The 23,350-nt window shown below is 58.4% G+C and carries 23 protein-coding genes; 15 read left to right on the forward strand and 8 right to left on the reverse strand.

Annotation, left to right across the window (positions count from 1 at the left end):
- Positions 1-64: 64 nt before the first annotated feature.
- Positions 65-811, forward strand: coding sequence for a lysophospholipid acyltransferase family protein (locus SIB92_RS05445; protein WP_412554849.1), 747 nt, complete (start codon positions 65-67; stop codon positions 809-811).
- Between the two features lie 83 nt (positions 812-894).
- Positions 895-1,302, forward strand: coding sequence for a hypothetical protein (locus SIB92_RS05450; RefSeq protein ID WP_412554850.1), 408 nt, complete (start codon positions 895-897; stop codon positions 1,300-1,302).
- A gap of 36 nt (positions 1,303-1,338) precedes the next feature.
- Here the strand turns inward: SIB92_RS05450 and SIB92_RS05455 are convergent, their stop codons facing one another.
- From SIB92_RS05455 to SIB92_RS05475, 5 genes are all read right to left on the reverse strand, one after another.
- On the reverse strand, positions 1,339-1,791 hold the full coding sequence (locus tag SIB92_RS05455) for an N-acetyltransferase family protein (RefSeq protein WP_412554851.1): 453 nt from the start codon (positions 1,789-1,791) through the stop codon (positions 1,339-1,341).
- Between the two features lie 104 nt (positions 1,792-1,895).
- Entirely contained in the window at positions 1,896-2,870 is a 975-nt protein-coding gene (locus SIB92_RS05460; protein ID WP_412554852.1) for a DUF808 domain-containing protein, read from the reverse strand.
- A gap of 225 nt (positions 2,871-3,095) precedes the next feature.
- Positions 3,096-3,593 carry a pantetheine-phosphate adenylyltransferase gene (coaD, locus tag SIB92_RS05465; RefSeq protein ID WP_412554853.1) on the reverse strand — a complete coding sequence of 166 codons (498 nt, stop codon included), beginning with the start codon at positions 3,591-3,593 and terminating at the stop codon, positions 3,096-3,098.
- Between the two features lie 119 nt (positions 3,594-3,712).
- Complete coding sequence (locus tag SIB92_RS05470; protein ID WP_412554854.1) at positions 3,713-4,147, reverse strand: CBS domain-containing protein; 435 nt, start codon at positions 4,145-4,147, stop codon at positions 3,713-3,715.
- Between the two features lie 68 nt (positions 4,148-4,215).
- The gene (locus tag SIB92_RS05475; protein WP_412555800.1) at positions 4,216-5,112 is read right to left on the reverse strand and encodes a LysR family transcriptional regulator; all 897 of its coding nucleotides are present in this window, start codon (positions 5,110-5,112) and stop codon (positions 4,216-4,218) included.
- A gap of 101 nt (positions 5,113-5,213) precedes the next feature.
- On the opposite strand from SIB92_RS05475, the gene SIB92_RS05480 reads away from it, so the two are divergent.
- The 8 genes from SIB92_RS05480 (at position 5,214) to SIB92_RS05515 (ending at position 14,669) form a co-directional block, all read left to right on the forward strand.
- Entirely contained in the window at positions 5,214-6,713 is a 1,500-nt protein-coding gene (locus SIB92_RS05480) for a CoA-acylating methylmalonate-semialdehyde dehydrogenase (RefSeq protein ID WP_294115003.1), read from the forward strand.
- Positions 6,714-6,796: 83 nt separating this feature from the next.
- Positions 6,797-7,216, forward strand: coding sequence for a hypothetical protein (locus tag SIB92_RS05485; RefSeq protein WP_412554855.1), 420 nt, complete (start codon positions 6,797-6,799; stop codon positions 7,214-7,216).
- A gap of 182 nt (positions 7,217-7,398) precedes the next feature.
- Positions 7,399-9,273, forward strand: a complete 1,875-nt coding sequence (locus SIB92_RS05490) for a diguanylate cyclase (protein ID WP_412554856.1) — start codon at positions 7,399-7,401, stop codon at positions 9,271-9,273.
- A gap of 219 nt (positions 9,274-9,492) precedes the next feature.
- On the forward strand, positions 9,493-10,632 hold the full coding sequence (locus tag SIB92_RS05495; protein WP_412554857.1) for an acyl-CoA dehydrogenase family protein: 1,140 nt from the start codon (positions 9,493-9,495) through the stop codon (positions 10,630-10,632).
- Between the two features lie 54 nt (positions 10,633-10,686).
- A complete protein-coding gene (locus SIB92_RS05500; protein ID WP_412554858.1) occupies positions 10,687-11,727 on the forward strand; it encodes an enoyl-CoA hydratase/isomerase family protein in 1,041 nt (346 codons plus the stop codon).
- Positions 11,728-11,731: 4 nt separating this feature from the next.
- Positions 11,732-12,604: a 3-hydroxyisobutyrate dehydrogenase gene (mmsB, locus tag SIB92_RS05505; protein ID WP_412554859.1), complete on the forward strand. Its 873-nt coding sequence runs from the start codon at positions 11,732-11,734 to the stop codon at positions 12,602-12,604.
- A gap of 213 nt (positions 12,605-12,817) precedes the next feature.
- Positions 12,818-14,395 (forward strand): Hint domain-containing protein, encoded by a 1,578-nt coding sequence (locus SIB92_RS05510; protein WP_412554860.1) that lies wholly within the window; start codon positions 12,818-12,820, stop codon positions 14,393-14,395.
- A 79-nt stretch (positions 14,396-14,474) separates the two neighbouring features.
- Entirely contained in the window at positions 14,475-14,669 is a 195-nt protein-coding gene (locus SIB92_RS05515) for a DUF2892 domain-containing protein (RefSeq protein WP_412554861.1), read from the forward strand.
- Here SIB92_RS05515 and SIB92_RS05520 read toward each other — a convergent pair whose 3' ends face one another.
- Positions 14,670-15,440 (reverse strand): helix-turn-helix domain-containing protein, encoded by a 771-nt coding sequence (locus SIB92_RS05520; protein ID WP_412554862.1) that lies wholly within the window; start codon positions 15,438-15,440, stop codon positions 14,670-14,672.
- Between the two features lie 126 nt (positions 15,441-15,566).
- On the opposite strand from SIB92_RS05520, the gene SIB92_RS05525 reads away from it, so the two are divergent.
- Complete coding sequence (locus tag SIB92_RS05525; RefSeq protein WP_412554863.1) at positions 15,567-16,001, forward strand: excinuclease ABC subunit A; 435 nt, start codon at positions 15,567-15,569, stop codon at positions 15,999-16,001.
- Positions 16,002-16,043: 42 nt separating this feature from the next.
- On the opposite strand, the gene uvrA is transcribed toward SIB92_RS05525, so the two are convergent.
- Positions 16,044-18,905, reverse strand: coding sequence for an excinuclease ABC subunit UvrA (uvrA, locus tag SIB92_RS05530; protein WP_412554864.1), 2,862 nt, complete (start codon positions 18,903-18,905; stop codon positions 16,044-16,046).
- Positions 18,906-19,082: 177 nt separating this feature from the next.
- Here uvrA and SIB92_RS05535 point away from each other — a divergent pair, with 177 nt between their 5' ends.
- The 4 genes from SIB92_RS05535 (at position 19,083) to SIB92_RS05550 (ending at position 22,528) form a co-directional block, all read left to right on the forward strand.
- On the forward strand, positions 19,083-21,278 hold the full coding sequence (locus SIB92_RS05535) for a VWA domain-containing protein (RefSeq protein WP_412554865.1): 2,196 nt from the start codon (positions 19,083-19,085) through the stop codon (positions 21,276-21,278).
- Positions 21,279-21,388: 110 nt separating this feature from the next.
- Positions 21,389-21,745, forward strand: coding sequence for an ArsR/SmtB family transcription factor (locus SIB92_RS05540; RefSeq protein WP_412554866.1), 357 nt, complete (start codon positions 21,389-21,391; stop codon positions 21,743-21,745).
- Positions 21,738-22,163, forward strand: coding sequence for an SRPBCC family protein (locus tag SIB92_RS05545; protein WP_412554867.1), 426 nt, complete (start codon positions 21,738-21,740; stop codon positions 22,161-22,163). The genes SIB92_RS05540 and SIB92_RS05545 overlap by 8 nt, the downstream gene beginning before the upstream one ends.
- Positions 22,160-22,528: a DUF1761 domain-containing protein gene (locus tag SIB92_RS05550; protein WP_412554868.1), complete on the forward strand. Its 369-nt coding sequence runs from the start codon at positions 22,160-22,162 to the stop codon at positions 22,526-22,528. Before SIB92_RS05545 ends, SIB92_RS05550 begins: the two co-directional genes overlap by 4 nt.
- Positions 22,529-22,602: 74 nt before the next feature.
- Here the strand turns inward: SIB92_RS05550 and SIB92_RS05555 are convergent, their stop codons facing one another.
- Positions 22,603-23,301: an imm11 family protein gene (locus SIB92_RS05555; RefSeq protein WP_412554869.1), complete on the reverse strand. Its 699-nt coding sequence runs from the start codon at positions 23,299-23,301 to the stop codon at positions 22,603-22,605.
- Positions 23,302-23,350: the final 49 nt, after the last annotated feature.

Raw genomic sequence — 23,350 nt, forward strand, 5'->3', positions numbered from 1 at the left:
CCCCTATCTTTACCTGTCGTAACTCTCTATCAGCCATCCGACAGCCCGCCACACAGGACCACCCATGCTCGCCACATTCCTAAAGCGCTGCCTTCTGGTCCTCACCGGCCCGTTTATCTTCCTGTTTGTGGCCTTCATCCCCACCGTCTGCGGCAAACGCGCCGGCTTTCGCGGCTGGTTCTGGCGCACCGTCTCGCGCTGCTGTTCCTGGCTGCTGTGGTTCTTAGACGTGAAAGTCGACATCTCCGACGCCGCCGTCGAAGCCCTGCGCACCGACAGCAACTCGATCATCGCCGTAAACCACCGCAGCCACCTGGACGGCTTCTCCATGCTGCATGTGATCCCGGACGAGAAATGGGTCACCTTCGGCGCCAAGAAGGAACTCTGCGAAGCCGCCCTGCTAAAACGCGGGTTTGAAGGCGCAGGGCTCCTGAAAATCGACCGTCAAAAAGGCCGCGACGCGCTGTCGTCCCTAACCGAGGCCATCGCCGCAATGCCGGAACGCCGTTCCCCAATCCTGTTTGTCGAAGGCACGCGGTCCACCAAGCCGGGCCTCGCACCTTTTAAAGCCGGCGCCGTGCTGATTGCTCAACAAACCGGTCGCGCCGTGCGCCCCTTTGTGATCAGCCACTCCGACAAGCTCCTGCCACGGGGCAAGTTTTTCCCGTTCAAAGGCACCATCCACATAGATGTGCTCGACCAGATGCGCTTTGACGCGGAAGAAAACACCGACGCCGCCGTCGCCCGCCTGCGCAACGCCATGGGCGCAGCCTATGACGCGCAGACCGGCGAAGTTACCAAATCTGCCTAACATCTGCACCGCCCTGAATGTGGTCTGGATCAGAGGGGGTCGAAACGCTCGCTTTAGTGCCAAAATGGCCGTACAATTTTTGCATGAAGACAGAGTTCGAGCATTTTCTCACAGATATTTCAAACGCCTTCATCGAGTGCAACTTCGATCAGTGGCGCAACCGGTTGCTCCTGCCATTTTCGTTGGTCACCAAGCTCAAGCCGATTGTATTGACAACCGACGCGGCCGTGGCAGAGAACTTCCAGCAATACCTGGTCGCAGCCAAAATGATGAACTTGAACCTCATCGACCGTGTCCCAATCTCTCTGGAGAAATGCCCGGACGGCACATGGCTGGGGACCTTCCGAACGAGAATGCTCAGCGGCGCGCATCTGGCGACCGCGCCATACACATCAACAGCGCTATTGCACAACGCCGAGGGACGTTTTCGCATGTCCTCGATGCTCAACGCCAGAGGGCATCAAGATTGGACTGGCGTCGAAGACACGTAAATCCCCGCCCTTTGTGTCGGACGGCAAAGGACCACCTCAAATCAACCGCCGCAGCCGCGGACCGGTTTCCAGAAAGCCTTGAGCCTCATAAAACGCCAAGGTCCGGTGCCATTGCGGCTGCATTGGCGCGCCGACCTCCAGCCGCTTCCAGCCCCGCGCAACACCTTCCGCCTGCGCCGCCGCCAATAACGTCGCTGCCACGCCCTGCGACCGGAACGCCGGCGTCACATAGAGCTCGGAAATCTCGCCAAATACGCCCCCGGCATAAATCGCGGCACATTCATGTAGGGTGATCACCCCCACAGGCGTCCCGTCTTGAGCGGCTACAAACGCGGTAATTTGCCCGCGCTGCAATAGCGCCTCTGCCGCGGCAGACACCGCCGCACGGTCAATATCGTCGCCCCCGGACAGCTCTTGCAAAAGAGCACAGACAAACCCTGCCACCACGGCCGCATCTTCCTGCGCCGCCTTCCTTACCTCAACACCCATACTTCAATATCTCATCTGCTAAAATTTGATCAAATCAAACCTAATCGCGGTGAACGTTCAAACCAAAATCTCAAAAATTTAGGCCGCCACAAAAAACGGATGCATTAATGCGCCGCTTTCTTGCCGCTCACCGCCCCCCAGATCGGCGCGATCACCTTGGTTGCCACCGGGATCAACGCCGCGCCGAGCACCAGACCAAACACGCCGTCCAGCGCCGCTTTGGTGGTCCATTCGACAAAGCCCTCATAGGCCGCTGGCACCATGTGGCCCGCCGCATAAGCAATGTCGTGGATGTGGTGTCCCAGCCAGCCAAAGCCCAGCTCTTCCATGCCGTGGATCACAATCGAGCCGCCCACCCAAAGCATTGCCGCGGTGCCGACAATGGTCAGCAGCTTCATGAAATAGGGCATACCACGCACCAGCCAGCGGCCCAAGGTGCGGGTCAGTGACAGACGACCACCGGCATACATTGCCAAGCCCACGTCATCCATTTTCACAATCAAAGCCACAGAGCCATAGACCGCCACGGTGATGCCAATCCCGGCCACGGCCAATGTCGCCGCTTCCATCCAGAAGTTGCTCTCCGGAATGCCGGACAGGATAATGGTCATGATTTCTGCAGACAGGATGAAGTCGGTTTTGATCGCACCCGCAGCCTTCTTCTCTTCCAGATGCGCGGGGTCGTCGACCTCCTCTTCCTCGCCGCCATGATGCTCTTCATGCGGCAGGAAGGCGTGAAGCACCTTCTCGGCTCCTTCAAAACACAGATACGCCCCGCCAATCATCAACAGTGGCGAAATCAACCAGGGCGCAAAGTTGGCCAATAGCAAGGCCACCGGCAACAGAATGAGCAGCTTGTTTTTGATCGAGCCTTTGGCGATTTTCCAGATGATTGGAAGCTCGCGCTTGGCTTCAAACCCGTGCAGGTATTTTGGCGTCACCGCAGCGTCGTCGATCACCGCGCCCGCCGCCTTGGCGCTCGCCTTGGCCGCGCCTGCTGCCACATCGTCAATCGAAGCCGCTGCCACTTTGGCAATCGAGGCCACATCATCCAACAACGCCAGCAAACCACCTGCCATCTTACGCACTCCCTTTGCCCCACTGGAGGGACTATCTGTCCTGTTGGCTCTTCATGCCTCACCCCGACAGATTTGCAAAGAGCTGTTGCGCCACAAGACGTTGCAGCGTGCGATGCGGTCACACTTGTCCGCGCTAAAACGCACTGTTCAAAAACAGTCGCGATACCGACAGAATACCGACGTGGTTTTGGGGCTGAATTTTTGTGTTAACTCAGGTGCCGCGCGTCAGGCTTTGCCCAACCGCTGCATCAGCGCGTCATTCACCGCCGGTGTCACAAACTGGGACACATCCCCGTCCAGCCGCGCAATCTCTTTCACCAGCTTGGAGGCAATCGCCTGATGTTTCAGATCCGCCATCAAGAACACGGTTTCGATGCTGCTGTCCAGCGCCCGGTTCATGCCAACCATTTGATATTCATACTCAAAGTCGGTCACAGCCCGCAGCCCCCGCACAATGATCTGGGCACCAACTTCTTTGGCACAATCGATCAGCAGGTTCTCAAACGGATGCGCAATGATCTCTGTGCCAGTCTCTTTGGACAGCTTGGCGCACTCGCCCTCAATCATCGCGACCCGCTCTTCCAGATCAAACATCGGGCCCTTGTCGCGATTGATCGCCACGCCAATCACCAACCGATCGACCAAAACGGCCGCTCGGCGGATAATATCTATATGTCCCAATGTGATAGGGTCAAACGTGCCAGGATAAAGAGCGGTGCGCATGTGAGCCTCCCCCGATGGGTCTTGCGGTCCTGCGCGCACGCAACATTATTGCGCGGCCATTTGCAAGGGTTCTTTAAGACATAGGTAGTTCTGCGGACAGAGAACGTCGCGGCACGGGCTTAATGCCCCATGATCATGCCTTGCAGCGCGTCTTTCTCCATTGCCACTTCCGACAGCCGGGCTTTGACCGCATCTCCCAATGAAATAAGGCCTACAAGCTTATCGCCTTCCACCACTGGCATGTGGCGGAACCGTCCTTTGGTCATCTTTTCCAACACCGAAACCGCATCATCGTTGCGACCACAGGTCACAAGCTCCGTGGTCATGTAGTCATCAACCTTATCCGACATACAGCCCACGCCGCGCTTGGCCAGTTCCCGCACAATGTCCCGCTCAGAAAGGATACCTGCCAAGGCTTCACCATCTGGTGACACCACCACGGTCCCAATTCCGTTTTCGGCAAGGATCTTTGCCGCCTCCTCCACCAAGGTTCCCGGTTTTACAGTCAGGACTCCTTCCGAGCCTTTGGACTTGAGAATTTGGTGTACGAGCATGGCGACCTCCGCGTTAAACTTGTTTTGGCGCTCCCTGAGTTTCAGCGTTGCCGCATCCTAAGCACTTGTCAAGTTTGACCTTCTAGGTGAGCCACCTCTTGCCGCATACCTTCACACAGCGCCTCAGAGAACCGATTGAGACGTTCCAACCGCCGGTCGTCTGCATGTCGGATCAGATAGAAACTGCGGGTTAGGCTCACCTCGTCTTCCAGCACTTTGGTCACGCCACGCCCCCATGGAATGGCAAAGTCGTGCACCACGCCGATCCCCGCCCCGCTGCGCACCCAGTTGAACTGCACCGACGCCGAATTAGATGCCAGCCGCACCCTATCGATGCCAATTTCACTGAGGTAATCCAACTCTTTGTCAAAGATCATGTCCGGAATGTAGCCAGTCACCACATGGTCCTTGAGGTCCTCCACCGAGGTAATCGCAGGTCGCTTGCGCAAATACCACTTTGCCGCCGCCAGATGCAGCTTGTAGTCGGTGATCTTTTGCACGGTCAGCCGCCCCGCCGTCGGCGCACTCACCGCCACCACAAGGTCGGCTTCTCGCCGTGACAGGCTCACCACACGCGGCAAAGCCACAATCTGAATTTCGAGGTCCGGGTTGGCTTCAGCAATACGCCCACAGACAGCTGGCAGCAGGTAGTTGGCCACGCCATCCGGCGCCCCAATGCGAATTTGCCCTGACAATCCAGAGCTTTGCCCCACCATCTCCTCGGTGGCTTCCTGCAAACTCTGCTCCACCCGAAGCGCATGCCCCATCAACCGCTGCCCCGCATCGGTGAGCGCATAGCCGGTGGGAGACTTCACAAACAGAGGAGATTCAAACGCCGTTTCCAACCGCGCAACCCGTCGCCCTACTGTTGCTGGGTCCACCTGCAAACGCCGCCCTGCCGCTGACAAGCTTTCCTCTCGCGCCACCGCCAGAAACACCCGCAGATCATCCCAATGCGCCGCCATGCTATCCCCATTCATTTTTGCAAAGCCGTTTTGAACAGTTGCCTCTTTTCCAGTGATTTTTGCAAGCCTATTCTTTTGCTCAAATGTCATAGGAGGATGCCATGCAAGAGTTGACTCATTTCATCAACGGCGAACACGTCAAAGGCACGTCCGGCCGTTTTGCCGACGTGATGAACCCGGCCACCGGTGAGGTTCAGGCCAAAGTGCCATTGGCCAGCAAAGAAGAGATGGACGCGGCCGTTGCCGCGGCACAGGCGGCACAGCCAGCTTGGGCCGCCGTGAACCCACAGCGCCGCGCTCGCGTGCTGATGAAGTTCGTCGACCTGCTGCACCGCGACATGGACAAGCTGGCCGAGAAGCTGTCGTCCGAGCACGGGAAAACCTTCCCGGATGCCAAAGGCGACATCCAGCGTGGTCTGGAAGTGGCGGAATACTGCATCGCTGCGCCACAGATGCTCAAAGGCGAATACACCGACGCCGCTGGCCCTGGCATCGACATCTACTCCATGCGTCAGCCATTGGGCGTGACCGCGGGCATCACCCCGTTCAACTTCCCAGCCATGATCCCGATGTGGATGTTTGCCCCAGCAATTGCTTGCGGCAACGCCTTCATCCTGAAGCCATCCGAGCGCGATCCATCCGTGCCGCTGATGCTGGCCGAGCTGCTCGAAGAAGCTGGTCTGCCAAAAGGCATCATTCAGGTTGTGAACGGCGATAAAGAAGCCGTGGACGCGATCCTCTATGATCCGATCATCCAGTCCGTGGGTTTTGTGGGCTCCACCCCAATCGCCGAATACATCTACGGCACCGGCTGTGCCCAAGGTAAGCGCGTACAGTGCTTCGGCGGCGCGAAAAACCACATGATCATCATGCCTGACGCCGATCTGGACCAAGCAGCCGACGCGCTGGTTGGCGCGGGCTACGGCGCTGCAGGCGAACGCTGCATGGCGATCTCCGTTGCCGTACCGGTTGGTGAAGAAACCGCAGACCGTCTGCGCGACAAACTGGTTCCACGCATCGAAAAGCTCAAGATCGCGCCTTACACCGCAGGCGATGATGTCGACTACGGCCCGGTTGTGACCGCTGCTGCCAAAGAAAACATCCTGCGTCTGGTACAGACCGGCGTGGATCAGGGTGCCGATCTGGTTGTGGACGGCCGCGACTTCAGCCTGCAAGGCTATGAGGACGGCTTCTTTGTTGGTCCACACCTGTTTGACCGCGTCACCAAAGACATGGACATCTACAAGACCGAAATCTTCGGCCCTGTGCTCTCCATGGTGCGCGCACAGTCTTATGAGGAAGCGCTGGGTCTGGCGATGGATCACGAATACGGCAACGGCACCGCGATCTACACCCGCGACGGTGACACCGCGCGTGACTTTGCCAACCGCGTGAACGTGGGCATGGTTGGCGTGAACGTGCCAATCCCTGTGCCACTGGCCTACCACACCTTCGGCGGCTGGAAGAAGTCGGCTTTCGGTGACCTGAACCAGCACGGCCCGGACGCGTTCAAGTTCTATACACGCACCAAAACCGTGACCTCTCGCTGGCCATCGGGCATCAAAGAAGGCGGCGAGTTCCACTTCAAACAGATGGATTGATCCAGACCAAATTCTGTGATCATTTGCATACAAACGGGCGGCCTCGTACCGCCCGTTTTTCTTTGGCAAAGGGGTATGCAACCGTGTCCGTGTCGTTCCGGATCTTTTCCTCCATCGGTCTGGTCTACGTCCGCTACGACGGCCATGCCAATATGGCTGACACCTTGCAGGCCTTTGCCACCTACGCCGAACATCCAAAGTTCCGGCCAGGGCAAAAACAGTTTGTCGACCTCAGCGCCCTGACTGGTTGGGACGAAGACTATCTTGAGCTGATGAAGGCACAGGCCAAAAAGGCGGAGGCTTTTACCGGCAACAATGCCGAAACGCTAATCGTCTACTACGCAACAACCGATGTGGGCAAAAAACTGGCCCGCCTCGCGCTGCGCAGTTGGGAACCCTTTCCGTCGGTGGTACCAATCGTGCAGGACAATGAAGCAGACGCGCTCGCCATCCTTGGCCTGCCACAATCCAGCCTCAATCAATTGCTCAGCGCCGCCGACTAGCCCACAACGTCACGTCAGCTGTTTTGTGCAACCGGCAAAACTCCGCCTGTCCGCTAAAGTTTGATCCAATTCCCGCCTACTTTGGCGGTGCCAAAACCCGCGGTCTGTCTCCCGAATTAAATCGACCTTAAAGCCTGTGCTTCACAAGTTTTCCCACGCAAAACCACATGAGACACAGGCCAATGCACCTCAAACTTGCACGCGCGATTTTCTACGCCGTCACGGTTGTGATGACTTGCGTTCTGCTGTCACTCACAGGTCCGGCACCCGCGCAGGCGCACAGCGGCCCCGGACCGGAACGTGACCTCTCCGCCTTCCCATTTGATGCCCGGGAAAAAGCGCAGCTGCGCGGTGACTGGTGGTTTCAATTTGGCGGACGCCCCACACCGCAAGAGGCTGTCGCGGCGGCTCTCAGCGGTGAGCTTGACCTCCTGCATGTGCCGGACGATTGGCAGGAGCATGGCACCGCATCAGAAACCAATCCCTACGCCCATGGCACCGGCACCTATGTACTCAATGTCACGCTGCCCTATTCCAAAGACACGCCACTGGCGATCACCTTTCCACGGGTCGCCGACGCTTACGAGGTGTTCTGGGTTCCGGCAAATGACCTGACCAAGGCCAATCGGATCGGCGGCAGCGGCGCAATGACTGGGCCAATCGAAGCCTCTCTGATCCATCAGACCTTTGCGCTGGACCAAATTGGCGAAGGCTACCTAGTGGTGCAGGTCCGCAAAGAGCTGCAAAGCTACGGCGGCATCCTGCGTACCCCGGTCATCGCAGACGCTGCTGTCTTGCAAAGCGACGCCCATCTGGACCGTATCATCGAGGGCACCATTATTGGCATTACGTTGCTGGTCGCCGCCCTCAACCTGTTTCTGTTTGTCGTCTACCGCAAAGACCCCGCCACCTTGCTGCTCGCGCTGGTGTCTTTCGCGTTTCTGCTGCGCTCGGTCATCTTGGCTGGCACATTGGAAATGGTGTTTGGACCCGACATCCGCTCTCTGCGCATCCGCATAGAATACGCTGACATCTTGCTTATCGCTTGGGCCGGCTATGCACTGCAGCAAGCACTGGTCTGGCGCCGCCTTTCGGATCTGGGCGGTCCACTAGTGACCGGTGTCCTCGCCATGTTGGGCGGCGCAATTGTGCTCACCGCGCCCCTGCCATTTGTCACTGAACAGCTTTTCATCATCCAGATGTACTGCGTGATGATCTTTAGTCTGATCCTCTGGACCAGCGCCCGCGCCATTTTCAAACGTGTCCCGGACGCCTGGTTCTACACATTGGGATGGTTTGTGCCCTTGCTTGCCGGGGTAAACGACATAATCGTCTCCAACACCTACCACGGCGTATACTTGGCAACCCACGCCTTTGTCCTGTTCATCTGCGCCTACAGCCTGAAAGTAGGCCGCCGTGTCACCAGCGCCGTGAGCCGCGCCGAAGTGCTGGACCTCGAGCGCTCCAACTTGCAACAGCTGCACCAGAACGCGCTGGACACCGCCAGCCGCGACCACCTCACCGGTCTGCTGAACCGCCAGGCGTTTGACAACGAGCTATCTTTGGCATGGCGCGAGAAAGACTACTCAGATCAAGGCATCTCGCTGGTGATCTTTGACATCGACCACTTCAAGATCGTGAACGACACCTATGGCCATCCGGCTGGTGATGATGTGCTGCGCGCTGTCGCCGATCTGGTGCAGGCCGCCAACCTGCGCCGCGCGGACCGTGTGTGCCGCTATGGCGGTGAAGAGTTTGTCATGATCCTGCCCGACACCACCTGTGACAATGCCAAAGTGGTGGCCGAACGCATGCGCAACCGGATCGCGGCCCTGACCACGGAATGCACCGGCAACGTCAGCCTGCGCGTCACCGCCAGCTTTGGCATCGCCTGTGCCGACCCGAACGCTGACCTCGAACCGCGTGAACTGCTCTTGCGCGCCGATGAGGCGCTCTATCACGCCAAATCCACAGGCCGTAACCGCTCAGTCACCTACGCTCAAATGATTGAGGAAGGCGCCGAAGCCACCGACGACGACTTCAAAGCGGCCAGCTAAACCACAGCCACCCCTGCAATTCTGCAAAATAACTCTGCAATATCGCGGCGTGATAGCGCTATTTTTGCGCCATTCGAGCTTTGCAATCTTTGTGCAAGGATGATAATTTAACGCATGTTCAATTCGCGGAGAGAGGCTGCGAATGACCTTGGTCCCTGCCCTCACCCGCACCCGCTTTGGCATCGGTCGTCCCGACGCCGCGATCTTGAAGGATGAGACATGGATTTTGCACTAAGTGAAGAACAGACCCTGATCTTTGATATGGCCAAAGGTTTTGGCGAAGAGCACATCGCGCCACACGCCCAGAAGTGGGAAACCGAAGGCACCATCCCAAAAGAGCTTTGGCCGCAAATCGCCGAACTGGGTCTGGGCGGCATCTATGTATCCGAGGAATACGGCGGCTCGGGCCTGTCCCGTTTGGACGCCACATTGGTGTTTGAAGCCCTTGCCATGGCCTGCCCATCTGTGGGCTCCTTCCTGTCGATCCACAACATGTGCGGCGGCATGATTGACAAATTTGGCTCCGAGGAAACCAAACAAAAATGGCTGCCTGACCTCTGTTCCATGAACAAGGTCTTTTCCTATTGCCTGACCGAACCCGGTTCCGGCTCTGACGCAGCAGCCCTCAAAACCCGCGCCGAACGCGACAACGAAGGCTATGTGCTCAACGGCACCAAAGCCTTTATCTCCGGTGGGTCTTACTCTGACGCCTATGTCTGCATGGTGCGCACCGGCGAAGACGGCCCCAAGGGCATTTCCACAGTGGTGGTTGAAGACGGCGCTGACGGCCTATCCTTTGGCGCGTTGGAAAAGAAAATGGGCTGGCTCAGCCAGCCGACCTCTCAGGTCCAGTTTGACGACTGCAAAGTGCCCGCTGACAACCTAATCGGCGAAGAAGGCAAAGGTTTCAGCTACGCCATGGCCGGACTGGACGGTGGTCGTTTGAACATCTCTGCCGGCGCTCTGGGTGGCGCACAGAAAGCGCTGGATCTGACCGTGCAATACATGTCCGAGCGCAAAGCTTTTGGCAAATCCATCAACCAGTTCCAGGCCCTGCAGTTCCGCCTCGCGGAGTACGAAACCAAACTGCAAGCCGCCCGCACCTTCCTACGTCAGGCCGCCTGGAAACTGGACAACGGCGACCATGACGCCACCAAGTTCTGCGCCATGGCCAAACTGATGGTCACCGACGTGGCCTTTGACGTCGCCAACGGCTGCTTGCAGTTGCACGGCGGCTATGGCTACCTCGCAGATTACGGCATCGAGAAAATTGTCCGCGACCTGCGCGTGCACCAGATCCTTGAAGGCACCAACGAAATCATGCGCCTGATCATCTCCCGCCAGATGATCTCTGCCTAACCACGACCGGGCCGCCCTTCAGGAGCGGCCCTTTTCAAAGACGGAGCGCCTCGCGTGTCTGACATCTCTATTCGCAAAGCTGGTCAAACCGGCCGCATCACCTTCACCCGCCCCAAAGCGCTCAACGCCATGTCCTATGACATGTGCATCGCCATCGAAGACGCGCTCGACATCTGGGCCACGGATGACGAAGTCAAAATGATCGTCATCGATGCGGAGGGCGAAAAAGCCTTCTGCGCGGGCGGCGACATTGCCGAGCTCTATGACACTGGCACCAAAGGCGACTTTGCCTATGGCCGCAAATTCTGGGCCGACGAATATCGCATGAACGCGAAACTCTTTGAGTTCCCCAAACCGGTGGTCAGCTTCATGCAGGGCTTCACCATGGGCGGAGGCGTTGGTGTGGGCTGTCACGGTTCCCATCGCGTGGTGGGCAACAGCAGCCAGATCGCTATGCCGGAATGTGGCATTGGCCTTGTACCAGACGTGGGCGGCTCGCTGATCCTCGCCCGTGCACCGGGACGTCTAGGCGAATACCTCGGCCTCACTGCCGCGCGCCTTAATGCTGCCGATGCGATCTACGCAGGCTTTGCCGACTACTTCATTCCAGAAGACCAATGGCCCGCTCTGATCGCACAACTCGAAGAGACGGCTGACTACACCCTGATCGACGCCGCCGCCTCTGAACCAGTGGCAGGTCCGCTCACCACCCAGCAGGCCGATATCGACGCCAACTTTGGTGGCGAGACCCTCAGTGACGTCCTAAACGCGCTGAAATACTCTGACAGCGAGTTTTCCGCTGGGACACAAAAGAAGCTCTCCCGCAATTCCCCCATCGCTATGGGCGCGGCGCTAGAGATCATTCACCGCGTGCGCAATCGCGACGACATCCGCTATGCGCTGGATCAGGAGTACCGCTTCACCTTCCGCGCCATGGAGGATGGTGATTTTCTGGAAGGCATCCGCGCACAAATCATCGACAAAGACCGCAATCCGCAATGGAAATACAGCCTGGACACCCTGCCCGCTGGCAAGGTGACCAAGATGCTGCTGCCACTTGGGGCGGATGCGCTGACATTTGAAAAGGGAGAGTAGCACCATGAAGATCGGATTTATCGGACTGGGCAATATGGGCGGCCCCATGGCCGCCAACCTTGCAAAAGCGGGCCATGAGGTCACCGGCTTTGACATGGCAGATGTGGCCATCGAGGGCGTCACCATGGCCGACACCGGCGCCGCCGCCGCCACAGGCGCGGATGTGGTTATCACAATGCTGCCCAACGGGCAGATCCTGCGCGCAGTCGCCAACGAAATCATCCCTGTGATGTCCGCAGGCGCCGCCTTTGTGGACTGCTCCACAGTGGATGTCGACAGCGCCCGCGCCGTGGCTGAACAAGCCACCGCAGCCGGCCTCTTGCCCGTGGATGCGCCTGTGTCCGGCGGTGTGGGCGGCGCGGCAGGCGGCACGCTGACGTTTATGGCCGGTGGCTCCAAAGACGCGTTTGCTAAGGCCGACCCGCTGTTTGACATCATGGGCCAAAAGGCGGTGCATTGTGGCGACGCCGGTGCCGGTCAGGCTGCAAAAATCTGCAACAACATGATCCTCGGCGTGACCATGATCGCCACCTGTGAAGCCTTTGCGCTGGCCGACAAGCTGGGTCTGGACCGCCAGTCAATGTTTGACGTGGTCTCCACCTCGTCCGGCTACAGCTGGACCATGAACGCTTACTGCCCGGCCCCCGGCGTTGGCCCGCAGTCTCCAGCCGACAATGACTATCGGCCAGGCTTTGCGTCTGAACTGATGCTCAAAGACCTGCGCCTGTCCCAACAGGCTGCTGAAAGCGCCGATGCAGACACCCCAATGGGGCAAGCTGCTGCCGCGCTGTATGAGCAGTTTGTGGAGAAAGAAGGCGGGCTTGGCACCGACTTCTCCGCAATGTTGCCACGTTTCGAAAAACGCGGCCGCAGCTAACTCCGCGACCTTTTCGCCTTAAAACAAAGGGCCACGCCACATCTGGCGTGGCCCTTTTTATTGTCCAGCATATCAGCTGGCCCCGCGCAATTTTAATTAATCTTTCCTTACCCCAGCCCCGTTCGCGCCACGTTTGCCCGCCAGTTTTGCTCTGACCGAGGACCCGGAGAGGTCCCGTGATTGGACAAGAGCAGAACGCACTGAGGTAGAGACATGCCAACGGCAACGGAACTGAACATCGACACAAGCGCCACCGCCTCCGCGATGGCCAACGAGATCTTTGGCGACCCAACCCGCATCGTCAGCGCGACCTACACCGGCGACGCCCAATCCTCCGGCATTTACACCGGCGCAGACACCACAAGCGCGGGCGTGGCCCCTGCTGACAGCGGCGTAATCCTCTCCACTGGCCATGTCGACGACTTCACCAACAGCGACGGCAGCACAAACACCAACCAATCCGCCTCGACCTCCACCAACACCTCCGGCGAAGACAACAACGCCCTGTTCAACGCCGCCGCAGGCACCAACACTTTTGACGCGTCGTATCTGACAATCGATTTCAACGGCACCGCTGGCGAACTGCTCACCATCGACTTTGTGCTGTCTTCTGAAGAGTATCCAGAGTACCTCAGCTACAACGACGCCATCGGTGTCTGGGTCAACGGCGTCGAAGCGCAAATTTCCGTTGGCGACGGCGGCGCAACCGTGGGCAACATCAACGACGCCAACGAAAACATCTACAACGACAATGCGGGCGACCAATACAACACTGAGATGGATGGTTTCACCGTCACTCTGACCTTTGTTGTGCCGCTTCAGGATGGCGTGAACGAGTTGGTGATTGGCATCGCCGACGCCACGGACACCGCCTATGACTCCAACCTGCTGATCGCGGGTGGCTCGGTGCAAACCGCCATTGTGGCCCAGGACGATGACATGCGCATCGCCTACGGCAACAGCAAGACGCTGGACGTACTGAACAACGACAGCTCGTCTGCAGGCCCAACTCTGACCATCACCCACATTAACGGTGTCGCCGTCAGCCACGACGGCAGCGGCGGTCTGCCCAACAGCGTGACACTGGCCACCGGTCAGGTGGTGACTCTGAACGCCGACGGCACGCTCACTGTGGATGCGGACACCGACAACGAAACGATCTATTTCAACTACACCATCGAGGACTCCGCTGGAGAAACCGACACCGCGCTGGTCGAGATCGAACAGCACGCGCCTTGCTTCACCGTCGGTACCTTGATCCGCACCTCGGAAGGCGATGTGCCAGTAGAGGAGTTGCGCGCCGGCATGCTGGTCGACACGCTCGACAATGGTTTTCAGCCGATCCAGTGGATTGGCCACTCCCACATGCCGCCGCGCTACGAATCCCTGCCCATCCGCATCAAAGCCGGTGTGCTCGATAACGACCGCGACCTGATCGTGTCCCCGCAACACCGTGTCTTACTACAAGGCTACCGTGCCGAACTTCTGTTTGGCTGCGATGAGGTGCTGGTCAAAGCCAAAGATCTTGTGAATGGCCGCGACGTGACCCGTTGCGAAACCGATGGCACCATTACCTATTTCCACATCCTGATGCCGCAACACGAGCTGCTTTACTCCGAAGGTCAATGGTCCGAGAGCTTCCTGCCCGGCCCGATGACGCGCTACAGCTTTGATCCCTTCGCCAACCGCTCCCTGCGTCAGGTGATGCGTGAGAAAAACATCAGCTTTGAAGACATCGCCGCTCGCCCCAGCCTGCGCAGTTATGAGGCCACGGCGCTTCTGGCGGCCTAAACTGCACCCACTTTGAGGCAGATCAAGTCACATTCCATTTAAAGCATGTATCTTTCTCCCGACCTTAGGAGGGAAACACATGCTGAAAAAGAACGTTGGACCCGTAGACAAAATCTTGAGGATCGTGATGGGCCTCGCGCTCCTTGCCGGAGCCTTGGCTGGCTATGGCGCCTGGATGTGGATCGGCCTGATCCCCCTCTTCACAGGCCTGCTTGGCACCTGCCCGCTTTACACCGTTTTTGGCTTCCGCACTTGTCCACTGGACAGCAAGTGATCACGCCCCCGCCAGCGCCTCCAAAGCGAGGCGCGTGGCTTCATCGGCGGGAAACATCATTTCGATCCGCAGCTCGCTGAGGGCAATATCCTCAGCAGAGCCAAACTGGCTGATCGTGGAGAAAAACGACAACTGCATCCCACCAAACTCATAAACCGCCGGAATGATCGCAGGTTTGATGCCATCCACCTCAAGCACCGCTTCGCCAAGCCGCTGCTCCATACGCGCAATGCCGTCTTCCAGCACCGGATCATGCCCAAAATGCGCGCTTTCGACACGCAGGCGCGCAATCATGTGACGCAGAATTTCCTCATAGTTGACAAGCACTTGCCGGACACCTTTCGAGTCAACCATCATATCAATCAGACTGTCGCCAACCTGAACTTCAAACCCAGCCAACAAATGCGCTGAAACGGCGTTCATCGCCACCAGTCTCCAGTGCCGATCTATCGCCATCGCCGGATACGGCTCATGCCGCTTGAGTGTCCATTCCATCGCCGCCCGCATCGGCGCCATATCCGCCTCTGACAAATCCCGTTCGGCGTACGCAGGGCTCATACCCGCCGCCGACAACATGCGATTGCGCTGTGCAAACGGCACTTCCAACTCATCACAGAGCCGCAACACCATCCCCCGACTGGGTCGCGAGCGACCGGTTTCCAGAAACGAAATATGCCGCGAGCTCACACCAGCGGACAACCCAAGATCCAGCTGGCTCACCCGCCGCACCTGCCGCCACTCCTTTAAAACCGCGCCAAACTCTACGCCCATGTCCCGCTCCTCGTTGTCCCGTCCACCATAGCCGATCTCTTGTGCAAAGCACTTACCTCACAGGTAATTGTTTTGCCTCACCAAACGAACGCAGTTTGTCGCCGTAACCTCAACTGGAGACATCCCATGACACAGGATCGCGCGATCTACCTTCTGAAACTCACCTCACTGGGCACAGTGCTGTTTGGCCTCATTCCCCTGTTTGCCATGATTGGCGGACTTCACGGCATCGTCGGCTGGTTTCTGGACCTCACACACTTGCCTCTTGATGGTTCGCAAAGCTTTGGCGGCGACAGCGAGAAAGTGCTCGCGGCCATCGGCGGCGGCCTCATGGTCAGCCTTGGCGTTGTGACCTGGCAAGTCACCATCCGCGTTTACGCCAACGATCCTGAAACCGGCGCCTCCATCATCAGCTGGGGTGTCTTGAGTTGGTATGTGGTCGACAGCGCAGGCTCCTTCGTTGCTGGCGCCTGGTTCAACGTGGTTATGAACACCGGCTTCCTACTGATGTTCGTACTGCCCATCACCCTGGCAAAACCCCGCCAAGCTGTGGCGGCCTAAAGAAAACGGGCGGTGGTTCTCTGCAACCACCGCCCGACTATCTTATTCTGCTGCCACTTTCTTCTTCGGCACCAGCATGTCTTTCAGGTACCGCCCCGTGTGGCTTGCGGCCACTTTTGCGACCTTCTCCGGCGTGCCTTTGGCAACCACTTTACCACCGCCATCGCCGCCCTCGGGACCGATATCAATTATGTGGTCAGCGGTTTTCACCACATCCAGATTGTGCTCAATCACCACAACCGTGTTGCCCTGATCGACCAATTCATGCAGCACTTCCAGCAACTTACGTACATCTTCGAAGTGCAGGCCTGTGGTTGGCTCATCCAGAATATAGAGCGTGCGCCCGGTTGAGCGTTTCGCCAGCTCTTTGGACAGCTTCACCCGTTGCGCTTCCCCACCAGAGAGCGTCGTCGCCTGCTGCCCCACCTTGATATAGCCAAGACCAACCCGCATTAGCGCATCCATCTTGTCGCGAATGCTCGGCACCGCTTTGAAGAACTCCTGCGCCTCTTCCACGGTCATATTCAGCACATCGGCAATGCTTTTGCCTTTGAATTTGATCTCCAAAGTCTCGCGGTTGTAGCGCGCACCTTTACAGGTCTCGCATTCCACATAGACATCCGGCAAGAAGTGCATCTCGATCTTGATCACACCGTCGCCCTGGCAGGCCTCACAGCGCCCACCTTTAACGTTGAAGCTAAACCGCCCCGGCTTATAGCCGCGCGCTTTGGCTTCCGGCAGACCGGCAAACCAGTCGCGGATCGGTGTAAACGCCCCCGTATAGGTCGCCGGATTGGACCGCGGTGTACGTCCAATTGGACGCTGATCAATGTCGATCACCTTGTCCAGATGTTCCAACCCCTTGATGGTCTCACAAGGCGCAGGCGTCTGCCGCGCACCGTTCAGGCGCATCGAGGCTGTCTTGAACAGCGTCTCAATGGTCAGCGTGGATTTGCCGCCACCAGACACACCGGTCACACAGACAAACTTACCAAGCGGGAAGTCCGCCGTGACCTTCTTCAGGTTGTTGCCCGTGGCCTTCACCACCGTGATCGCTTTGCCGTTGCCCTCGCGCCGTTCGGTTGGCACCGCAATTTCACGCGCACCCGACAGGTATTGCCCGGTCAAAGAGGCCGGATCGGCAGCAATCTCTTCCGGCTTGCCTTTGGACACCACCTGACCGCCATGCACACCGGCCCCCGGACCAATGTCGAACACATAGTCTGCCTCGCGCACGGCCTCTTCGTCGTGCTCCACCACAATCACCGTATTGCCCTGATCGCGCAGGTTTTTCAGTGTGGTCAGCAGCCGATCATTGTCGCGCTGGTGCAGGCCAATCGACGGCTCATCCAGCACGTACAGCACGCCAGTCAGGCCAGAGCCAATCTGGCTCGCCAGTCGAATACGTTGGCTCTCCCCGCCAGACAGCGTGCCGCTGTTGCGCGACAGGGTCAGGTATTCCAGACCCACGTTGTTCAAGAACCCAAGCCGCTCCTGGATCTCCTTTACAATTGCCCGCGCAATCTCTTGACGTTGAGGCGTCAGTGCCGCCGGCACACTCTCGATCCAGGCCAAAGCCTCGCGGATCGACAGCTGCACAACATGGCCAACGTGTTTCTCAGCAATCCGCACTGCCAGAGCTTCTTCGCGCAACCGGTGCCCCCGACAGGCGCCGCAAGGCCGATTATTCTGATAATTCTCAAACTCTTCTCGGATCCAGTTTGAATCGGTTTCCCGGTACCGCCGCTCCATGTTGGGGATCACACCCTCAAACACACGCGTCACCTGATAAACCCGACCGCCTTCGTCATAGCGGAACTCAATCTCTTCTTCGCCCGAGCCATATAGGAACACCTGCTGCACATGTTTCGGCAGCTCTTTCCAAGGCGTGTTCTTGTCAAACTCGTAGTGCTTCGCGAGTGCCTCAATCGTCTGCAGGAAATACGGCGATTTGCCTTTCCGCCAGGGAGCCAACGCGCCATCATAGACCTTCAACGTCACATCCGGCACCACCAGCCGCTCGTCAAAGAACAACTCTTTGCCAAGGCCGTCACATTCAGGACAGGCCCCAAACGGCGCGTTGAACGAAAACAACCGAGGTTCAATTTCTGGAATGGTAAAGCCACTGACGGGACAGGCAAATTTCTCCGAAAACGTGATCCGCTCTGGGTCACCTTCTTTCGGTGCGGTCTCCAGAACCGCAATCCCATCCGCCAAGTCGAGCGCAGTACGCAAGCTGTCCGCCAGCCGAGTTTCCATGCCTTCGCGCACCACCAGCCGGTCTACGACCACATCAATGTCGTGGCGGAATTTCTTGTCCAACGTCGGCGGCTCATCCAGCTCATAAAAGGCTCCGTCGACCTTCACCCGCTGAAAACCCTGCTTGCGCAGCTCCAGGAACTCTTTCCTGTACTCGCCTTTGCGGTCCCGCACGATCGGCGCCAGCAAGTATCCGCGCGTGCCGTCTTCCAGACCCATGATCCGGTCAACCATATCCTGCACCTGCTGTGCTTCAATCGGCAGACCAGTCGCGGGCGAATACGGCGTACCCACACGGGCAAACAGAAGACGCAGATAGTCGTAAATCTCCGTCACCGTACCTACTGTCGAGCGCGGGTTCTTGGAGGTCGTCTTCTGTTCAATCGAAATCGCCGGAGAAAGCCCGCTGATGTGATCCACATCCGGCTTTTCCATCATATCAAGGAACTGCCGCGCATAGGCGCTCAGGCTTTCGACATAACGTCGCTGCCCTTCGGCATAGATCGTGTCAAAGGCCAGCGAGGACTTGCCCGAACCCGACAGACCGGTGATCACCACCAGCTGATCGCGCGGAATGTCCACATCGATGGACTTCAAGTTGTGCTCGCGCGCCCCGCGCACCTCAATATTCTTCAGTTCGGCCATTCAAACCCCCAACGGATACGGCACCAGACATAGGGGATCACACCCCCACTGCCAACCAGATATCGCGAACATACAGAGAACATTTCAATTCGCCAAGCCCGGTTTTTGAACTGACACTTGCCTCAATCCAATTTTCTCTCGTAGTCTCTGCGCATTACGAATTTGAGGACCTTTTGGATGACGTTTTTGAGAGCGACCACGGCCGCAATTTGCCTGCTGCCCACCAGCCTTCTTGCCCAAGACAACCCCGCCGCTATTGTGGTGATGGACGGCTCCGGCTCCATGTGGGGCCAAATTGAAGGCGTGGCCAAAATCACCATCGCCCAGCAAGTGATGGGCGAGTTGATGACCTCCCTGCCCGCCGACCTGGACCTTGGCCTGACAGTCTATGGCCACCGTCGCAAGGGCGACTGTTCTGACATCGAAACCGTGGTCCTGCCCGGCCCGGACACCCGCGCCGCGATCACCTCCGCCGTAAATGGCATCTCTCCCAAAGGTAAAACCCCCATGGCAGACGCCGTGGTCGCCGCCGCCAAAGCGCTGCGCCACACCGAAGAGGCCGCAACCGTGATCCTGGTGTCTGACGGCATTGAAACCTGTGTGCCGGATGTCTGCGCCGTTGCCAAAGAACTCGAAGCCACCGGCGTCGACTTCACGGCCCACGTGGTGGGCTTTGACGTCACCGATCCAGAAGCTTTGGCGCAATTCCAATGTATGGCCGAGGCCACCGGCGGCAAATTCCTCGCCGCCGCCAACGCCGATGAGTTGGGCAACGCTCTCACCGAAGTCGCCGCCGCCCCACCGCCTGAACCAGAGCCACAGCCGGTGCAGGTCACTATTGTGGCCACCGACGGCAAGAACGGCCCGGTCATCAACACCCCGCTCATTTGGGACCTCACTGGCGACGCCGCCATCCATGACGACCACAGCGCGGCCTCCTTGAAAGAACAACTGCTCGAAGGCGAATACACCGTCTCCGTGCTGCGCCCCGAAGATGAAGCCACCGCCGAAATGCGCTTTGGCGTCGGCTCTGTCGACAAACGCGTCGTGTTGGAGCTCCCGGAATTCAAACCTCCAGCCACCGTGTCCGGCCCGCAATCTGCCCCCGCTGGCAGCATGATCACCGTCGACTGGACCGGCCCCAACGCCCAAGACGATTTCATCGCTACCGTTGATCCCGCCACCAACAAATGGATCACCTACAATTACACACGTGAAGGCAGCCCGCTCACGCTGCAAATGCCCCCAGAACCAGGCACGTTCGAACTGCGCTACATCCTGAGCGACGGCCGCAAGCCGCTCGCCAGCCAGCCAATCACCGCCACCGAAGTCACCGCCACCCTCTCCGCCCCGGACGAGCTTGTCGCCGGCGCGACCGTGCCGGTGGATTGGACTGGCCCTGATTACAAAGGCGACTACGTATCTGTCACCAAACCGGGCGATGAGAAGTGGATCACCTACACCTATACCCGCGAAGGCAGCCCCCTAATGCTGCAAATGCCGGGAGAGCCGGGCAACTATGAACTTGTCTACACCATGAGCCAGGACCGGACCGTGATCCATCGCGAACCGATCTCTGTCGCCGCGCTGGCCTATGGCCTTAAAGCAGACGCTACAGCCAACGCCGGTGCCAAGCTATCGGTCACGTGGACGGGCCCCGGTTATGACGGCGACTATATCACCGTTGCGGGCACCGACACGGCGGACGACAAATACGTCAACTACACCTACACCCGCGACGGCAATCCGCTGAATGTGGTGATGCCCGGCGATCCTGGCCAATACGAGATACGCTACGTGCTAGGCCAAGACCGCTCCGTGCAGGCGCGCACCTCTGTAGAGGTGAAAGCCGTCGGCGCAACCGTGACCGGCCCAGCCACTGGCCCGATTGGCGGCGCAATCACCGCCTCATGGACTGGCCCTGGCGGGGACGGCGACTACCTGACCATCGTCACACCGGACGCACCGGACGGCGACTACGGCCCCTATGCCTACACCCGCGACGGCAGCGACCTGACCCTGAACTTGCCCGCCAACCCGGGCACTTACGAGCTGCGCTATGTGGCGGACACCAACCCGATGAAAGTGCTGGCCCGCGCCCAACTGACCGTCGAGGACGTGCCCGTCACCATCACCGCCCCGGCTTCCGCGACGGCTGGTAGCAGCATTGAGATCACCTGGACCGGCCCCGGCCACCCGCGCGACTACCTCGCAGTGGGCAACGCAAACAGTGAGTACATCACCTACACCTACGCGGAACAAGGGGCGCCCCTGTCGCTCGCGGTCCCTGAGGAACCCGGCGACTATGAAATCCGCTACTTCCTCGACGTGGACAACAAGCTGCTCGCCTCCGTGCCGCTCAAAGTCGAGTAAAGGACACATCCCCCCACACAGAGGCGGCCCTTCGGAGCCGCCTTTTTTGCGCCAACTCCATCATTCACCCAAATGGTTGACTGAGCGCGAGTCGCATGTTATTCACCCATATGGTTGAACGACAAGACGCCACCGAATCTGAGGACCAGCTCAGCGCCATTCTCAAGGCCGCATCAGAGCCAAACCGCCGCGCGATCCTGACCCTTCTGGCCCAACACGGCCCGATGAAGGTCACCGACATCGCCGCCCGGTTTGATTTGAGCCTGAATGCGATCTCCAAGCACATCAAAGTGCTGGAGGCCGCAGGATTGGCCAGCCGCCGCACCGAATGGCGTGAGCATCTGATTGAGGTGCAGATGGCCCCCTTATCGCTCATTGATACCTGGTTTGCCGATCTGCGTTCCATTTGGGCGCTGCGGCTAGACGCCCTCGAAGCTGCCTTATTGGAGGAAGACAACAATGACTGACCTTGCGCTGGAAATCTCGCGCCACCTGCCATTCCCACCCGAACGCGTTTTCGACGCCTGGTTGGACCCCAAAATGATGCAGAAATTCCTCGTGCCCGCCCCCGGCATGTCCGTGCCCGAGGCCAGCAACAATCCGGTTGTCGGCGGCCGCTTCCGCGTGGTGATGCAAGCCCCCGACATGGAGGAAAGCTGGCCCCACGAAGGCGAGTACCTTGAAATCGACCGCGCCACCCGCCTACGCTTTACCTGGGTGTCCGGCTACACGCAGGAGGACAGCGAAGTTACATTGACGCTGAAACCGGCCAACGACGGCACCCACCTCACATTGAAACACATCCGTTTTCCCTCGGAAGAAAGCCGCAACAACCATGAAGGCGGCTGGAATCTCATTCTCGAAAAACTGGAGACAACCCTATGAACTGGATCGCTTTTATCGTCGGATTCATCGCCTGCTCTGCCTTTGGTTTCTTGGTCTACGGCCCTGTTCTAGGCCTGCAAAAACGCTGGGCCGAAGGCAGCAACATTGATCCCGAGCCTCCTGAAAAAATGCCGATGGGGCCAATGGTCACCAACTGGATCGCCATCGCAATTTTGGCCTACGTCGTTGCGCTGACAGAGACGACGCAAAACCTCACCGTAGCCCTGCTCGCGATCCTCGCTTGCGCCGCCTATGTGGCAAACACCGGCGCCTGGATCAGCAAGTCCCGCTTCGCCATCACCGTGGACGTCGGTTACGTGCTTGGCTCCGGTGTGTTGATGATTTTGGCCCACGCAATTCTTTAGCCAAACAAGGCTCCGCACACTCGTGCGGGGCCTATGTTACGCCGCGCCACTGCGACAGAAACGCTGCCCTCGGTCTACTTCTCCGACCACACCGAATCCGGCACAAACCCCTTTGCGCCACTTACGGTCATCGCTTCAAACAATACGTCGGAGACAAAAACCTTTTTGCTCGCAAACAAGCGAAAATCCGTCCAGGCGTTCAGTCCCTCAATGGCCTTTTTCTTCAGGATCAATCGCTCCGGCACAGGCAGGCCCACCGTGTTCCACACGTGTTGGCCGTCCACCGGTCCGCCTATGGGTTTGACACCCTCGCAGGTTTCATCCACCGCGTCCCGAACCCTTCCAATGCACCACGCATAGTAGGTTGCGTAGGGCGTAGCGTCCTTGTTCAATATGTCAATCGGGAAGAACTGCCAGCTGTCCATTGGGCCCTTATGCGCATCAATCAAAGCTTTTAGCGACTGAGACAAAAGCGGAAATTTCGCATATTTCGTGTTGCATCCAGGGAAGGATTGCACCCAATCAGGCAGCGCGACTCCCTCTTTGAAAATCAATTTTTCCGGCAAAAACTCGGCCCGCCAGGGTTTTTCAAATTTTCCAAAGTTGATGAGACCTTCCCGGCCTCTGGTCTCAATCATCCAAGTCTTACGCGCCTGCTCCAAATAGGCCTGCCCTGCTTGGATTCTGGCCGTTCCATCCGGATCCAAGACTTCGAGGTTGTACCAGCCCGAAAGTGTAAAGATGTTCGAGTCGCCAGCCAAAAACACTGCCATATATACCCATTCCCCCAATTTACCGAACCAAAGAGGCTTAACTCAAGAC

Source organism: Shimia sp. MIT1388 (assembly GCF_047124445.1).
GTDB lineage: Bacteria > Pseudomonadota > Alphaproteobacteria > Rhodobacterales > Rhodobacteraceae > Shimia.

Coding starts and splice junctions, on each gene's coding strand:
- SIB92_RS05540 (WP_412554866.1), top strand. CDS start 21,389: ATGGTTGAACGACAAGACGCCACCGAATCTGAGGACCAGCTCAGCGCC.
- SIB92_RS05520 (WP_412554862.1), bottom strand. CDS start 15,440: ATGGGCGTAGAGTTTGGCGCGGTTTTAAAGGAGTGGCGGCAGGTGCGG.
- SIB92_RS05480 (WP_294115003.1), top strand. CDS start 5,214: ATGCAAGAGTTGACTCATTTCATCAACGGCGAACACGTCAAAGGCACG.
- SIB92_RS05555 (WP_412554869.1), bottom strand. CDS start 23,301: ATGGCAGTGTTTTTGGCTGGCGACTCGAACATCTTTACACTTTCGGGC.
- SIB92_RS05475 (WP_412555800.1), bottom strand. CDS start 5,112: ATGGCGGCGCATTGGGATGATCTGCGGGTGTTTCTGGCGGTGGCGCGA.
- SIB92_RS05445 (WP_412554849.1), top strand. CDS start 65: ATGCTCGCCACATTCCTAAAGCGCTGCCTTCTGGTCCTCACCGGCCCG.
- SIB92_RS05490 (WP_412554856.1), top strand. CDS start 7,399: ATGCACCTCAAACTTGCACGCGCGATTTTCTACGCCGTCACGGTTGTG.
- SIB92_RS05510 (WP_412554860.1), top strand. CDS start 12,818: ATGCCAACGGCAACGGAACTGAACATCGACACAAGCGCCACCGCCTCC.
- SIB92_RS05470 (WP_412554854.1), bottom strand. CDS start 4,147: ATGCTCGTACACCAAATTCTCAAGTCCAAAGGCTCGGAAGGAGTCCTG.
- SIB92_RS05525 (WP_412554863.1), top strand. CDS start 15,567: ATGACACAGGATCGCGCGATCTACCTTCTGAAACTCACCTCACTGGGC.
- uvrA (WP_412554864.1), bottom strand. CDS start 18,905: ATGGCCGAACTGAAGAATATTGAGGTGCGCGGGGCGCGCGAGCACAAC.
- mmsB (WP_412554859.1), top strand. CDS start 11,732: ATGAAGATCGGATTTATCGGACTGGGCAATATGGGCGGCCCCATGGCC.
- SIB92_RS05535 (WP_412554865.1), top strand. CDS start 19,083: ATGACGTTTTTGAGAGCGACCACGGCCGCAATTTGCCTGCTGCCCACC.
- SIB92_RS05515 (WP_412554861.1), top strand. CDS start 14,475: ATGCTGAAAAAGAACGTTGGACCCGTAGACAAAATCTTGAGGATCGTG.
- SIB92_RS05545 (WP_412554867.1), top strand. CDS start 21,738: ATGACTGACCTTGCGCTGGAAATCTCGCGCCACCTGCCATTCCCACCC.
- SIB92_RS05460 (WP_412554852.1), bottom strand. CDS start 2,870: ATGGCAGGTGGTTTGCTGGCGTTGTTGGATGATGTGGCCTCGATTGCC.
- SIB92_RS05455 (WP_412554851.1), bottom strand. CDS start 1,791: ATGGGTGTTGAGGTAAGGAAGGCGGCGCAGGAAGATGCGGCCGTGGTG.
- coaD (WP_412554853.1), bottom strand. CDS start 3,593: ATGCGCACCGCTCTTTATCCTGGCACGTTTGACCCTATCACATTGGGA.
- SIB92_RS05450 (WP_412554850.1), top strand. CDS start 895: ATGAAGACAGAGTTCGAGCATTTTCTCACAGATATTTCAAACGCCTTC.
- SIB92_RS05495 (WP_412554857.1), top strand. CDS start 9,493: ATGGATTTTGCACTAAGTGAAGAACAGACCCTGATCTTTGATATGGCC.
- SIB92_RS05550 (WP_412554868.1), top strand. CDS start 22,160: ATGAACTGGATCGCTTTTATCGTCGGATTCATCGCCTGCTCTGCCTTT.